Source organism: Nonomuraea antri (assembly GCF_013283785.1).
In the GTDB taxonomy this organism is placed as follows: domain Bacteria; phylum Actinomycetota; class Actinomycetes; order Streptosporangiales; family Streptosporangiaceae; genus Nonomuraea; species Nonomuraea antri.
In genome coordinates this window covers 1-13004 of the sequence record NZ_JABCPZ010000279.1, presented here as the reverse complement: position 1 = coordinate 13004, position 13004 = coordinate 1, and the positions used below count along the sequence as shown (strand labels likewise).

At 70.6% G+C, this 13004-nt stretch carries 12 protein-coding genes; 6 read left to right on the top strand and 6 right to left on the bottom strand.

Translation table 11 applies throughout. The features are described 5' to 3' along the window. The coding region (locus HII36_RS48225; RefSeq protein ID WP_173530114.1) for a VIT1/CCC1 transporter family protein at positions 1–187 on the bottom strand (187 nt) is incomplete at its 3' end. A 210-nt stretch (positions 188–397) separates the two neighbouring features. Here HII36_RS48225 and HII36_RS48220 point away from each other — a divergent pair. Together HII36_RS48220 and HII36_RS48215 are read left to right on the top strand one after the other, a co-directional pair. Continuing rightward, positions 398–1045: a Uma2 family endonuclease gene (locus tag HII36_RS48220; protein WP_173530113.1), complete on the top strand. Its 648-nt coding sequence runs from the start codon at positions 398–400 to the stop codon at positions 1043–1045. Positions 1046–1165: 120 nt separating this feature from the next. Next, positions 1166–1813, top strand: coding sequence for a Uma2 family endonuclease (locus HII36_RS48215; RefSeq protein ID WP_173530112.1), 648 nt, complete (start codon positions 1166–1168; stop codon positions 1811–1813). Positions 1814–1831: 18 nt separating this feature from the next. On the opposite strand, the gene HII36_RS48210 is transcribed toward HII36_RS48215, so the two are convergent. Both HII36_RS48210 and pulA read right to left on the bottom strand, forming a co-directional pair. Continuing rightward, positions 1832–2488, bottom strand: a complete 657-nt coding sequence (locus HII36_RS48210; RefSeq protein ID WP_236004770.1) for a hypothetical protein — start codon at positions 2486–2488, stop codon at positions 1832–1834. Positions 2489–2693: 205 nt separating this feature from the next. Continuing rightward, positions 2694–5450 (bottom strand): pullulanase-type alpha-1,6-glucosidase, encoded by a 2757-nt coding sequence (gene pulA, locus HII36_RS48205; RefSeq protein ID WP_173530111.1) that lies wholly within the window; start codon positions 5448–5450, stop codon positions 2694–2696. 310 nt (positions 5451–5760) lie between these two features. On the opposite strand from pulA, the gene HII36_RS48200 reads away from it, so the two are divergent. Genes HII36_RS48200 through HII36_RS48190 form a run of 3 tightly spaced genes read left to right on the top strand, consistent with a single transcriptional unit; the run spans position 5761 to position 8894 of the window. After that, complete coding sequence (locus HII36_RS48200) at positions 5761–7005, top strand: extracellular solute-binding protein (RefSeq protein WP_328808229.1); 1245 nt, start codon at positions 5761–5763, stop codon at positions 7003–7005. Positions 7006–7008: 3 nt separating this feature from the next. Then, entirely contained in the window at positions 7009–8010 is a 1002-nt protein-coding gene (locus HII36_RS48195) for a carbohydrate ABC transporter permease (RefSeq protein WP_328808228.1), read from the top strand. Next, entirely contained in the window at positions 8007–8894 is an 888-nt protein-coding gene (locus HII36_RS48190; RefSeq protein ID WP_328808227.1) for a sugar ABC transporter permease, read from the top strand. Before HII36_RS48195 ends, HII36_RS48190 begins: the two co-directional genes overlap by 4 nt. Here HII36_RS48190 and HII36_RS48185 read toward each other — a convergent pair. Genes HII36_RS48185 through HII36_RS48175 form a run of 3 tightly spaced genes read right to left on the bottom strand, consistent with a single transcriptional unit; the run spans position 8860 to position 11704 of the window. After that, positions 8860–9648: an ABC transporter ATP-binding protein gene (locus HII36_RS48185; RefSeq protein WP_173530109.1), complete on the bottom strand. Its 789-nt coding sequence runs from the start codon at positions 9646–9648 to the stop codon at positions 8860–8862. The genes HII36_RS48190 and HII36_RS48185 overlap by 35 nt on opposite strands. After that, complete coding sequence (locus tag HII36_RS48180) at positions 9645–10676, bottom strand: FecCD family ABC transporter permease (protein WP_173530108.1); 1032 nt, start codon at positions 10674–10676, stop codon at positions 9645–9647. Before HII36_RS48180 ends, HII36_RS48185 begins: the two co-directional genes overlap by 4 nt. After that, on the bottom strand, positions 10673–11704 hold the full coding sequence (locus tag HII36_RS48175; protein ID WP_173530107.1) for an ABC transporter substrate-binding protein: 1032 nt from the start codon (positions 11702–11704) through the stop codon (positions 10673–10675). Before HII36_RS48175 ends, HII36_RS48180 begins: the two co-directional genes overlap by 4 nt. Positions 11705–11869: 165 nt before the next feature. On the opposite strand from HII36_RS48175, the gene HII36_RS48170 reads away from it, so the two are divergent. After that, positions 11870–12934: a hypothetical protein gene (locus HII36_RS48170; RefSeq protein WP_173530106.1), complete on the top strand. Its 1065-nt coding sequence runs from the start codon at positions 11870–11872 to the stop codon at positions 12932–12934. Positions 12935–13004: the final 70 nt, after the last annotated feature.

The following is a 13004-nucleotide window of genomic DNA, read 5'->3' as shown; positions in this document are numbered from 1 at the left end:
ACCTGGACGTCACCAGCACCGCCCCGCGCCCGGCCCCGGCCGCGCCGACCACTCCGGCGATCAGCGCGAAGTTGGAGACGAGCCCGTCCATCGCCCCGAACACGGCCGGCCGCAGCCAGCCACCGGTCACGTCACGGTGGCTGTGGTGCTTTTCCGGCGAGTACGGATGAGCCAGCTCAATAGTCACAACAATCCTCCCCAAATTCACCCTTATTGCGAAATGTAGGCAAATACCAGATGATCCGCAACGAAGGAAAGGCTTGCCTGACCTGCAAAGACGCGAGTTATTCGGAAAGGGCGCGACGAGAGATAAACGGAGAGTAATGTCAACGCGTCACTCGTTGTGATCGCATGACCGCGTATGGCCGCAGGAAGAACGGCGTGCGAGACTCGCTCCATGGAAGGCGACGAAGAGATGAGCGCTCTGGCACATGAAGCATGGCTGGTCGCCCACGCGCCTCCCCGTGAGGCCGTGGTGTTTCCCGCCGGTGGGCCTTCCGGTTTCACGGTCGACGATTGGCTCAAGCTGCCCGAGATCCATCAGCGGATCGAGTTGATCGACGGGAGTTTCGTCGTGAGCCCCTCGGCTACCAGTCTCCATGCACTCTGCGCCGGCGGGCTGAGAAACATACTCAACGCGGCGGCGAGGGCCGCGGGATCAGACCTGGCGGTGATCGAGGCCTTCAACATCGAGGTGGTGGGCGACGGCTTCATCCCCGACGTCGTGGTCCTGCCCCGCCCCCTGGTCTTGGCGAACATGACGGTCGTCGCGGCCTCGGAGGTCGCCGCCGTGGCCGAGGTCGTGAGCGCCGGTCCCGGTAACCACAAACGCGACTATCAAGACAAGCCGCCCAAGTATGCGGCGGCGGGCATTCCGGTGTTCATCAGGGTCGAGATCGAAGGAGCCGACTTCCCGCGTGTCGAGGTGCTGGAGCTGGGGGCGGACGGGTATGAGACGGTGACGCAGGCCAAGCCCGGGGAAACGGTCACGCTGAGCGAGCCGTTCCCCGTCTCGTTCGACCCCGCCGACCTCCTTCACTCCTGACCTTCGGGCAGGGCGGTCCCTTTCGGCGCTCAGTGCATGCCTGGCCTTACGTCACTTTGCGTTATTGATCGACTGCGCTCGCTATGGCCGCGCTGATCGTGGCGTGCGAGACTCGGTTTCATGGAAGGTGACCACGAGATGAGTGCTCTGGCGACCGAAGGTTGGCTGATCGCACATCCGCCTCCCGAGGGCGTGCCTTGGTTTCCCTCGGGTCACGCCTCCGGTTACGCCGTCGATGACTGGCTCAAGCTGCCCGAATCCGGGGAGCGCATCGAGTTGATCGACGGGAGTTTCGTCGTGAGTCCAATGGCTTCTGGCGTGCATGCGCTGTGTGCCGGTCGGTTGCGGGCCATTCTCGCGGCGGCGGCCCACCGGGCGGGGAGCGGGCTGGAGGCGGTGGAGACCATCAACGTCACGACCGGCGAGAGCGGGTTGATTCCCGATATCGCCGTGTTGCCCGGGGCGTTGCTCATGTCGGGTCTCGCCGTCTTTCCCGCCTCCGAGATCGCCGCGGTGGTGGAGGTGGTCAGCCCTGGTCCGGGCAACCGGGTGCGGGACTACGAGATCAAGCCGGTCAAGTACGCCGCGGGCGGCATTCCGGTGTTCGTCCGGGTCGACATCGATGGGCCCGACATTCCGTGCGTCGAGGTGCTGGAGCTGGGGCCGGACGGGTACGAGACGGTCACGCAGGCCAAGCCCGGGGAAACGGTCACGCTGAGCGAGCCGTTCCCCGTCTCGTTCGACCCCGCCGACCTCCTCTACTCCTGATCTTCCCGCCGTGAAGGTTCAGATCCGGGCCGGGGCGGGCACGGCCGGCGTCTCTGCGGGCGTCTCGGCGGGTGTGCCGTGGATGAGGGCCTTGCAGTCCTCGATCGCCGACTCCAGCAGTTCTCGAAGCAGTTTGTCCGGGTCTGGGATGCAGGCCTGGACGATGCCCACCACCGCCAGCTGCACCGCGTTCGGCGCGGCGTACCTGCGGAAGCCCTTCTCGGTGATCTTGGCGGCCCGGCTGAACCGTCTGGCCTGCTCGGCGGCGTGCGGGACCTGCTCCATCGCGTGCCTGCTCCGCTCGCTGAGCCGTCCGGACGGGGCGCCGTCGAGCCTGGCCAGCATCTCCTCGGCGGCCAGCACCGACACCGCGAGCGCGAGCTGGCGCTCGGCGGCGGCCACGGGCAGGGCCGTGGTGGCGCAGCGCAGCGCGAGGTGAGCGTCCACGCGCAGGTCGTCGCTGGCCAGATCGATGATCGACGGGACGAGATTCACCAGTTGGGCGCGGCTCTCGTCGCCGGTGTTGTCGTTGACGAGCCTGGCCAGCGCCGCCAGCAACGGGTGCGTGCAGGCCGGGTGGTCGCTCCACCGCTCTCCGGCCAGGTAGGAGGCCAGTTCCATGAAACAGGCACCGCGCTTCGGGTTGCGATGCCTGCCACGGGACAGGACCGGCATGTGATCAAGGTGATTGTCCACGGGTGCTCCACTGCTCCACGCGATAGCCGTCTTTTCAGTCTGCGCCGGGAAGAGGGCCAGCGCCAGTGATGGGCGCTATTCGGCACGTCGGTACGACTTCTTCCCAGAAGTCCGACTCTGTGACATCACCGGAGGGTAATGCGGAGGTATCCACCGATTTGCCGAAGGATTGGGATCACCCGGCTCAGGAACGGACGAAGACGGCCACCGTCCTGGCCGGGACGGTCAGCGTGCCGGTCGCCGGGTCGAACGACGAGCGCCGCACCACCGGATCCGCCGACCCCGCCTGCACCGGGTGGAGGCGCACCCGCTGCCCGGCCAGGGCCGGCATCGGCTGTTCCTGGGGCTGCGGGGTGGCGTTGAACACCACGGTGATCGAGCGCCAGCGTCGGTCCAGGTCCGTGCCGTTCAGGTGCATCGTGATGACCCCGTCCACGGTCGGTGGGAACGTCAGGCGGCGTTGGATCTCGAAGAGCGTCCCGAGAGCGAACACCGGCGAGGACGTTCTGATCCGCAGCAACTCCCCGTACCGGGCGCGGGCGGCGTTGATCGCGGCGCAGTCGGGCCGCAGCGCCGGATCGGCCAGCAGCGGCCGCGCGAACGGCCACTTCGACTCGTTGTCCGCCTTCGGCGGCAGCCCGGCGCCGAAGCCGTTGCCCGCCGAGCAGTCCCACAGCAGCCGGTTGAACCAGTCGCCCGAGTCGTAGGAGTTGCGATCCAGCGACTTCGAGCGCAACCGCTCGCTGCCCGCGTGCACGAACGTCGTGCCCTGCGCCAGCACCGCCGTCGCCAGCGACAACGCCTGCATGCGCACCCGGTCGGCCATCGAGGTGGGCTGCGGCAGCTTGTAGGCGAGCGCGTCGAACAGGGTCTCGTTGTCGTGCGCGTCCACGTACGTCACGACCTCGCCGGGGGCATCCGCGTATCCGGCGGGCCGCCCGTTGTAGTCGATCTCGGAGCCCTTCCTGCCCGACGGCAGCACGTAGTCGCGCAGGTTGCCTGTCAGCCCGATCCTGATCAGGTCCGCGTAGCCGCTCAGCCTGGCCCGCTGCTGCTCGGGTGTGCCGTTGGCGGGCGCGCCGTTCGGGTCGCCGGCCAGGCCGGAGCCGAAGCCCTGCACGCGCGGGTCGGCGTCGAACGGCCCGCCGCCGCGTACCGCGTCGCGCAGCCGGTCGCTGAACGTGCCGATGCCGGTGCCGGCCAGGTTCGCCTGGGTGGCCTGGACGAATCGGGCGTCGTCGGCGACCTCGCCGAAGTTCCAGCCCTCGCCGTACAGGATGATCGACCTGCCGTCGACGCCGTCCGCGGCGGGGGTGAGGGCGTCGAGCGCGCGGCGGACGTCCAGCAGGTTGGCCCTCGGGTGGTGGCCCATGAGGTCGAAGCGGAACCCGTCGATCTTGTACTGCCTGGCCCAGGTGACGACCGAGTCGACCACCAGCTTGCCCATCATGGCGTGCTCGGGCGCGGTGTTGGCGCAGCAGGTGGAGGTGGCGACGGTGCCGTCGTCGAGCAGCCGGTGGTAGTAGCCGGGCACGATCCGGTCGAGCACCGAGCGCGGGTCCTGGCCGGCGGCGTGCGTGTGGTTGTACACCACGTCCATCACCACGCGCAGCCCGGCCCGGTTGAGCCCGGCGACCATGCCGCGGAACTCCTCGATCCGCCGGTCGGGGTCGGTGGCGTAGGAGCCTTCGGGGACGGTGTAGTGCATCGGGTCGTAGCCCCAGTTGAAGGAGTCGGTGGCGGCGGTCCTGGCCACGCACTCCTGCTGCAGCTCGGAGTCGGGCGGCAGGGCGGCCAGGTCGCAGTCCGGCTCACGCCGGTCGGCCCGGCGTTCGGGGATCGTGGCGAGGTCGAAGACCGGCAGCAGGTGCACGTGGGTGAGGCCGTCGCCGGCCAGGGCGCGCAGCTCGCGCATGCCGCGCCACTCGCCGGTGAACGCCGCGTACGTGCCGCGCAGCCCGGCCGGGACGCTCGCGTCGGAGGCGGAGAAGTCGCGCACGTGCAGCTCGTAGATCGAGGCCCGGTGCTGCGGGACGGCCGGAGGCTTGGCCGGCCGGTCCCAGCCGGGCGGCTTCAGCGCGGCGTCATCGAGGTCGACGATCCGGCTGCGCCCGCCGTCGGCGGTCAGGCTCAGGCTGTAGGGGTCGGTGACCTCGTTCGTGACGACCGCGCCCGCGGCGGGGGAGTAGACCGTCACCAGGTACGTGTACTGCCTGCCCCGCCAGGCGGGCGTCCCGGTCACCGACCAGACGCCGGTGTCGTCGTCGCGCCGCATGGGGTGCACACTCCGCCCGCCGCCGTCGTAGAGCGCGAGTTCGACCTCGCGCGCGGTGGGCGCCCACACGGAGAGCCGGGGACGAGCCCGCCCGGTGGGACCCAGCGTGACGGTGGTGGCCGCCGCGTAGACGTCGTCGAGCACGCCGGGCAGCTGCACGCCGGTCGCGGCCAGCAGCCGTCCGCCCGCGTCGCGTTCGACAGCCGCGACCTGGCCGCGCAGCGCCCGCTCGACCAGCCCGGCGTCACGCGCGTCGACCTTCAGCGCGGTGTGGCCGGCCAGGTGCGGCCAGGCGCGACGCTGGGCGTCGGTCAGCGTGCCGGGCGTGAGCCTGATGAGCCGCGCCGCGCCGGTCAGGTCGCCGCCGGCGTGGGCGAGGTCGCCGGTGTCGCTGACGGCCAGCCAGAAGCGGGTGCCCGCCGGAGTCACCCGCCAGGCGACGGTGTCGCGGTCGATCCAGTGCGCGCGGGCCTTCGACAGGTCGACGGGCGGGCCGGCGCGTTCGTCCGTGCTCTGACTCAGCCTCCTCGCCCCCTCGGCCGGCGGCGCCGCGAGTGACGTCCGGGCGCCCGCGCGGTCATCGTTCCCGCCGGACGGGAGCTCATGCGCCGCGAGCGGAGCGGCCAGGACGACTGCCAGGAGTGTCCAGCCGGGTAACCGCGTCATCGGAACCTCCAGGTTTCGAGGGGGTTGCCGGGAAGGTACTCACATGCCAAGATCCTTGCAATGCTTTCAGAAAGTTTCTGCGAAGCCATATACCGCTTTCTAGCCTTGACGTCGGCGAACGCCCATGCTCTGCTGGGGGCCTGTGCAAGATGACCTGGGAAAACGGTTTCGGATCGGGGCCGGCCGTACCTCCTGGGAGATGAAAGCGATCTATGCAATACGTTGCAGAAACCCTCCGCCTCACTCCGGCCGTCCCTGCGTTCATGAGGAGAAGGACATGCGGCGAGCCTTACCGGCAGCGGCACTGTTGGTGGTATTGACGGCGGCCGGCTGCGGCGGCGACGCGGCCCCCGCGCCCGCCCCGGCCCCCGCCGACCCGTCGAAGATCAGCGGCGAGATCACCTGGTGGGACACCACCCGCCCGGACAGCGAAGGCCCCACCTTCCAGGCGCTGATCAAGCAGTTCCGGACCGCCTATCCCAACATCAAGGTCAAGTACGTCAACGTCCCGTCCGACCAGGCGCAGAACCAGTTCCAGACCGCCGCCCAGGCCGGCGCGGGAGCGCCCGACGTGATCCGCTCGGAAGTGGCCTGGACCTCCCAGTTCGCCTCGCTCGGCTACCTGCAGCCGCTCGACGGCACCCGCGCCGTCGACAACGAGTCCGACTTCCTGCCCGGCCCGCTGAGCAGCACCAAGTACAACGGCAAGGGCTACGCCGTCCCGCAGGTCACCGACACCCTGGCGCTGATCTACAACAAGCGGCTGCTGAAGGAGGCGGGACACGACACCCCGCCCACGACCGTCGCCGAGCTCAAGCAGACCGCGCTCGACGTCAAGTCCAAGACGGGCGCCGCAGGTCTGGCGCTCAACGTCGACTCCTACTTCCTGCTGCCCTTCATGTACGGCGAGGGCGGCGACCTGCTCGACGTGCAGAACAAGAAGATCGTCGTCAACTCCCCGCAGAACGTGCAGGCCATGCGGACGGTCGCCGACCTGATCTCCTCCGGCGCCGCGCCCAAGCCGGCCACCACCGAGAGCTACGCCAACGCCATGACCGCCCTGAAGGAGGGCAAGGCGGCGATGATCTACAACGGCCCGTGGGCGCTGTCGGAGATCTATCAGGGCAAGGAGTTCACGGACAAGGCGAACCTGGGCATCGCCCCGGTCCCGGCCGGTTCGGCCAAGGCCGCGGCCCCGACCGGCGGCTGGAACCTGGCCATCTACGCCGGTTCCAAGAACCTGCCCGCCTCGTATGAGTTCGTCCGGTTCATGACCACGGTCGAGTCCCAGGCGAAGATCGCCAAGGAGCTGGGCCTGCTGCCCACCCGCACCTCCGCCTACGACAACGCCGACGTCAAGAGCAACGCCGACGTCGCCGTGTTCAAGCCGATCATGGACACCGCCGTGCCGCGCCCGTGGATCCCCGAGGGCGGCCAGCTCTTCCAGCCGCTGCTGGAGGGCTACCAGGCGCTGGTCGGCGGCACGTCGACGCCGGAGGAGATGCTGAAGAAGGTCGACGAGCAGTACCGCGGCATCATGAAGGACTGGAGCTGAGCCGTGGCCTCGACGCGTGTGACGGCCGCGGGCAAGCCCGCCCGCGGCCGGACCCGCCGTGACGAGCCCCGCCGCGACGAGCCCGGCCGGTTACGGCGGTCCTGGTCCAGGCACTGGTACGCCTGGGCGATGATCGCCCCGGTGCTGGTCGTCATGGCGGTGCTCATCGGCTGGCCGCTGGCCCGCGGCGTCTATCTGTCGCTCACCGACGCCACCGAGGCCACCGTCGGCCGCACGATCGGCGTCAACGTCATCCCGGCCACCTACGAGTTCATCGGCCTGGAGAACTACGTCCGGATCCTGACCAGCGCCCTGTTCTGGGAGAAGCTGCTCTGGACGGTGGTGTGGACGGCCGCCTGCGTGGCGCTGCACTACGGCATCGGGCTCGGCCTGGCCGTGATGCTCAACCGCCGGCTGCGGCTGCGCGGGCTGTACCGGGTGCTGCTGATCGTGCCGTGGGCGGTGCCCGCGTTCGTGGCCGCCTTCATCTGGCGCTATCTCTACAACAGCGACTACGGCGTCTTCAACGGCATGCTCCAGGCGGTCGGGCTCGACTCGGTGAGCTGGCTCGACGAGGCCACCACCGCCAAGGTCGCGGTCATCGCGGTGAACGTCTGGATCGGCGTGCCGTTCATGATGGTGGCCCTGCTCGGCGGCCTGCAGTCGATACCGAAGGAGCTCTACGAGGCGGCCGAGGTCGACGGGGCCGGGCCGTGGCAGCGCTTCCGCGCCATCACGCTGCCCGGGCTGAGCCAGGTGTCGAGCACGGTCATCCTGCTCGGCACGATCTGGACGTTCAACATGTTCCCCATCATCTACCTGGTCACCAGGGGCGGCCCGGGCAGCGAGACCGAGATCCTGGTCACCTACGCCTTCCGCGAGGCGTTCACCGGCATCCGCGACTACGCCGGCTCGGCGGCCTGGGGTGTGATCATCTTGGCGATGCTGGTCGTGCTGGCCGTCGGCTATCGCCGTACGCTGCGCAGACAAGGAGAGGTGTGGTGAGCGCGCCCAACGTGCCGCCGAAGGCGGTGCGGCGACGCAAGCGGATCAGGCGGCGCGGCGAGCGCGGCCCGATGGCCTCGATCGGCCTGCACGCCGGGCTTCTCGTGGCGGTGCTGATCTCGCTGTTCCCGGTGGTGTGGCTGGTGCTGACCTCGCTCAAGCCGCGCGACGGCTGGCTGTCGGCCGAGCTGCGGCTCTTCGACGACTCCTCGCTGGACAACTACGTCCGGGTGCTCGGCGAGACGCAGTTCCCGCGCTGGCTGCTGAACTCGGTGCTGGTGGCCGGGCTCACCATGCTGCTCGGCGTGTTCCTGGCCGCCACCACCGGGTACGCGATCAGCCGCTTCCGCTTTCCCGGGCACCGTTCGGTGATGTGGCTGCTGCTGATCACCCAGATGTTCCCGGTGGCCATCCTCATCGTGCCGCTGTACAACCTGATGGCCGCGCTCCGGCTGCTCGACCAGATCCCGGGGCTGGTCATCGCGTACATGACGATCGCGGTGCCGTTCTGCGCGTGGATGATGAAGAGCTACTTCGACACCGTCCCGCGCGAGATCGACCAGGCCGCGCTGGTCGACGGGCTGACCCCGTTCGGCGCGTTCTGGCGGGTGGTGCTGCCGCTGGCCAGGCCGGGCGTCGCGGTGACCGCGTTCTACTGCTTCATGACCGCCTGGGGCGAGGTCGGCTACGCGACCGTGTTCATGTCGAGCGAGACCAAGCGCACGCTCGGCGTCGGCCTGCAGTCGTTCGTCGGCCAGCACTGGGCTGACTGGGGGCTGCTGACCGCCTCGGCCGTGCTCATCGCGATCCCGGCCGGGGTGGTGTTCCTGCTCGTCCAGCGGCACCTCGTCACGGGGCTGACGGCTGGGGCGACGAAGGCGTGAGCCGGTCGAAGACGAAGCCGAGGTGCCCGTTGAGCCTGACCTGCTGGGCGCGCACGCCGAAGACCTCGCCGATCAGCTCGGGCGTCAGCACCTCGGCGGGCGGCCCGCCGGCCAGGATCCGGCCGTCGCGCATCACGTAGACGCGGTCGCAGAAGGCCGCCGCCTGGTTCAGGTCGTGGATCACCGCCAGCGTGGTCACGTCCAGCTCGCGTACCAGGTGCAGCACCTCCAGCTGGTGCCTGATGTCCAGGTGGGAGGTGGGCTCGTCGAGCAGCAGCACCGGGCTGCGCTGGGCCAGGGCGCGGGCGATGAGCACCCGCTGCTTCTCGCCGCCCGACAGGCGGGCGAAGCGGTGGCCGGCCGCGTGCGACATGCCGGTGCGCTCCAGCGCCTCGGCGCAGATCCGGTGGTCGTCGGCGGTGGTGCGGTCGAGTGCCCGCTTGTGCGGGGTGCGGCCCATCCGCACCACCTCGGCCACGGTGAAGTCCAGCTCCTCGGCCGTCTCCTGGGGGACGACCGCCACCCGGCGGGCCGCCTCCCTGGGCGCCAGCCTGGCCAGCTCGTCGCCGTCCACGCTGATCAGCCCGGCCGAGGGGCGCAGCGCCCGGTAGATCGAGCGCAGCAGCGTGGACTTGCCGCAGCCGTTGGGCCCGACCAGGCCGACCAGCTCGCCGCCGGCCGCCTCCAGGCCGGCGCCCCGGACGATCTCGCGCCCGTCCAGCGAGACGCGCACTCCGTCGACGGTCAGTTTCACGCGCGCCTCCGCAGCAGCCACAGGAAGAACGGCACCCCGAACACGGCCGTCACGATGCTCAGCGCCAGCTCCTGCGGCGCGCTCACGGTCCGCGCGGCCAGGTCGACCAGCTGCAGGAAACACGCCCCGAGCAGGGCGGTCACCGGCAGCAGCCGCCGATGGTCGCCGCCGACCAGCATCCTGGCCACGTGCGGCACGATCAGCCCGACGAACGCGATCGCCCCGCTGGTGGCCACCATCACGCCGACCAGCAGCGAGGTCAGCACGAACAACTGCACCCTGAACCGGTGCACGGCCACGCCCAGCGAGACCGCGGTCTCCTCGCCGGCCATCAGCGCGTTCAGCGGCCGGTGCTGCACCAGCAGGTACGCCAGCCCCCCGGCCAGCACCACGGCGGGCAGCGGCAGGGAGTCCCAGCGCGCCCCGCCCAGGCTGCCCATCAGCCAGAACAGCACCTGCTGCGCCGCGCGCCCGCTCTGCGCCTGCTGCAGCACGAAACTGTAGAGCGCCTGGAACAGGTACGCCATCGCCACCCCGGCCAGCACCAGCCTGGCCGGGGTGAGCCTGCCGCCGCGCTGGGCCAGGAAGTACACCAGGCCCAGCGCGAGCAGCGCGCCCAGGAACGCGGCCACCGGCAGCGACAGCCCGCCCAGCAGCGCCGGCCCGGCGATCAGCACGACCACCGCGCCGAACGACGCCCCCGACGACACGCCCAGCAGGAACGGATCGGCCAGCGGGTTGCGCACCAGCGCCTGCAGCACCGCGCCCACCACCGCGAGCCCGGCCCCGACCAGCAGCGCGAGCAGCGCCCGCGGCAGCCGGTACTGCCAGACGATCTGCTCCTGCCCGGCCGTCCAGGTCCTGGTCACCAGGCCGGGGATCAGGTGGTCGGCGATGATGCCCCAGCACTGCGCGAGCCCGACGTGCACCGCCCCGATGCTGACGGCCAGCAGCGACGCCCCCGCTGTCGCCGCGGTCAGCACCAGGACGAGCAGCGAGTACCCGCGCCAGGAACGATCGGCCCTCATGCCGGGAAGGCGTCGGGGTGCAGGAACTTCGCGAGGTCGAAGACCGCCAGGACGTTGCGGTAGCCGGGGTGCGCGGCCGCGGCCGGGACCGGCAGGAACGTCCGGCTCTTCGCCACCGGGCTGTCCTTGACCAGGGCGTAGGCCTGGTCGGCCTTGGCCCGCGAGGCGGGCATCTTCTCGCCGCGCAGGTTGGCGTAGTCGAGCACGATCAGCGACTCGGGGTTCGAGGTGGCCACCTTCTCCACGCTGACCTCGGTGTAGTCGGCCTTGACGTCGGCCAGCACGTTCACGCCGCCGGCCAGCGTGATGAGCTGGTTCATGATCCCGGCGCCGCCGAAGGCGTTGACCGGGCCGGCGCCGCCGTCGGTGGCCAGCACCCGCTTGGGGGTGCGCCCGTCCACCTTCCGGCGGACGTCGGCCAGCTTCGCGCGCAGGTCGGCGACCAGCGCCTCTGCCTGGGGCTCGACGCGGAAGATCTTGCCCAGGTTGAGCAGGTCGGTGAGCGTGTCCTCGACCGTGAACTCCAGTTGCCCCTGCGGGCTGCACCAGCCGCCCATGATGTAGACCGGGGTGCCGGCCGCGTTCAGCTCCTCGACCGTCGCGTAGCCGCCGGCCGCGTCGAAGCTCTGCATGCTGTTGTCGAGCACGAAGTCCGCGCCCTGAGCCAGCATGATCTCCTTCTGCGGCAGCATGATCGTGGGCGACAGCTCGGGGATCTTGTCGTAGTGGGGCTTCTGCCCGGGCAGGAAGCCGTCGGGGCCGTTCTCGGAGAAGTTCGTCCGGCCGGCGACCCGGTCCTGCAGGCCGAGCGCGAGCAGCGTCTCCAGCGCGGGCTGGTAGCCGGTCACCACCTTGGCCGGCGGACGGTCGAAGGTGAGCGTCCGCCCGCAGTTCTCGATCGTGACCCGCTCGGCCGCGGCCGGCCGGTCCGCGGCCGGCGTCGCCGCGGGCGACCCGGGCGCGGCGGCGCAGGCGGTGAGCAGCAGGCCCAGCAGCGCTCCCACGAGGGGACGGACGGGAACACGCATGAGCGGGGGCCTCCTGGAACTCGATACCCGGCGGTTTGTGCGCTCCTACCTTTGCACAGAACCCGCAAATGCGACTAATTCGCATTAAGTGCCACCGGTGGATGATTGAACCGGGATCACGATCGTCCGCGTACGGCGTGGCAGAACCGGACCCCGGAGACCGCCATGACCAGCCACCGCGCCGCCACTCACCGCCTCGCCCTCGCCGGCGTGGTCCTCGCGCTCTGCGTGACCGTCACCGCCTGCGCCGAACGTCCCACCGGGTTCCCCTTCGCCAAGGGCGGCCAGGGCGTCGCCAAGGGGGAACAGGGCGGGGCGGGACCACCGGGCAGGCGGCAGGGCGTCGTCTCCCTGGCCGAGGCCAAGCGCGTCTGGGCCAGGCACAACCGCCTGGAGGAACGCGCCGCCAAGCGGAACGTCTCGTCGGCCGCGAGCACCGAGACCGGGCTCGCCCTGGAGATCAGCCAGGCCCAGACCCGCATCCGCAAGCTCAGGGGCGAGCGCAGGAAGCCGGTCGAACCGCTCGCCAAGGTCACCTACGCCATCCCGGCGAAGACCGCGAACCGGCCCTGGTTCCTGGTCGAGTACAACCGCCAGGGCTGGGCGGCCGGCTCCTGGGTGCAGCTGATCTTCGTCAAGACCGAGGACGCCGGCTGGCGCATGGCCGCGGGCACGTACGTGGCCGGCGGCGTCAAGCGTCCCGCCATCGCCGTCGACCGCGACGGCCTGGCCACCGCCGTGCCGCCCGACACCCGCGGCGGATCGGCCTTCTCGCCGCGCCAGGTCGCGCAGGCCATGGCCAGGTCGTGGCAGACCCGCCACCAGGACGAACAGGCGCTGCGCGTCCTCGCCCCCGGCCCCTTCACCTCCGAGCAGGGCAAGGCGCAGCGCGCGGAGGAGGCGCCGCTCAAGGGCCAGTGGGACGTCCGCTCCGCCCACCAGGCCCCGCCCGAGGTCTACGCGCTCAAGACCCGCGACGGCGGCACCGCGGTCTGGCACGCCGTCCGGGGCCGGATCGAGTTCACCGCCCGATCGGCCGCCCGATCGGGCGGCCGCACGCTCGCCTTCCCCGGCGACACCAAGGACTTCGCCACGCTGAGCCGCGGCAGGTCCTACGCCAGTAGGGCGACGCTCACCGAGGCCGCCTGGTTCGCCGCGGACGTGCCCGCCAAGGGCAAGGCCCGCGTCTACGCCGAGTGGTACGCCGGCCTGGCCATCAGCGGCCGGTGAACGTGCCCCCGGCCCCGCGCCGGGGAGGAGGGCGCGGGGCCGGGGGCCGGGGTGGCGGTCAGAAGGTGAT

Excerpts from the sequence above, each read along its gene's own strand:
- HII36_RS48220 (WP_173530113.1), top strand. The coding sequence starts at position 398 with ATGGAAGGCGACGAAGAGATGAGCGCTCTGGCACATGAAGCATGGCTG.
- HII36_RS48215 (WP_173530112.1), top strand. The coding sequence starts at position 1,166 with ATGGAAGGTGACCACGAGATGAGTGCTCTGGCGACCGAAGGTTGGCTG.
- HII36_RS48210 (WP_236004770.1), bottom strand. The coding sequence starts at position 2,488 with ATGCCGGTCCTGTCCCGTGGCAGGCATCGCAACCCGAAGCGCGGTGCC.
- pulA (WP_173530111.1), bottom strand. The coding sequence starts at position 5,450 with ATGACGCGGTTACCCGGCTGGACACTCCTGGCAGTCGTCCTGGCCGCT.
- HII36_RS48180 (WP_173530108.1), bottom strand. The coding sequence starts at position 10,676 with ATGAGGGCCGATCGTTCCTGGCGCGGGTACTCGCTGCTCGTCCTGGTG.
- HII36_RS48175 (WP_173530107.1), bottom strand. The coding sequence starts at position 11,704 with ATGCGTGTTCCCGTCCGTCCCCTCGTGGGAGCGCTGCTGGGCCTGCTG.
- HII36_RS48170 (WP_173530106.1), top strand. The coding sequence starts at position 11,870 with ATGACCAGCCACCGCGCCGCCACTCACCGCCTCGCCCTCGCCGGCGTG.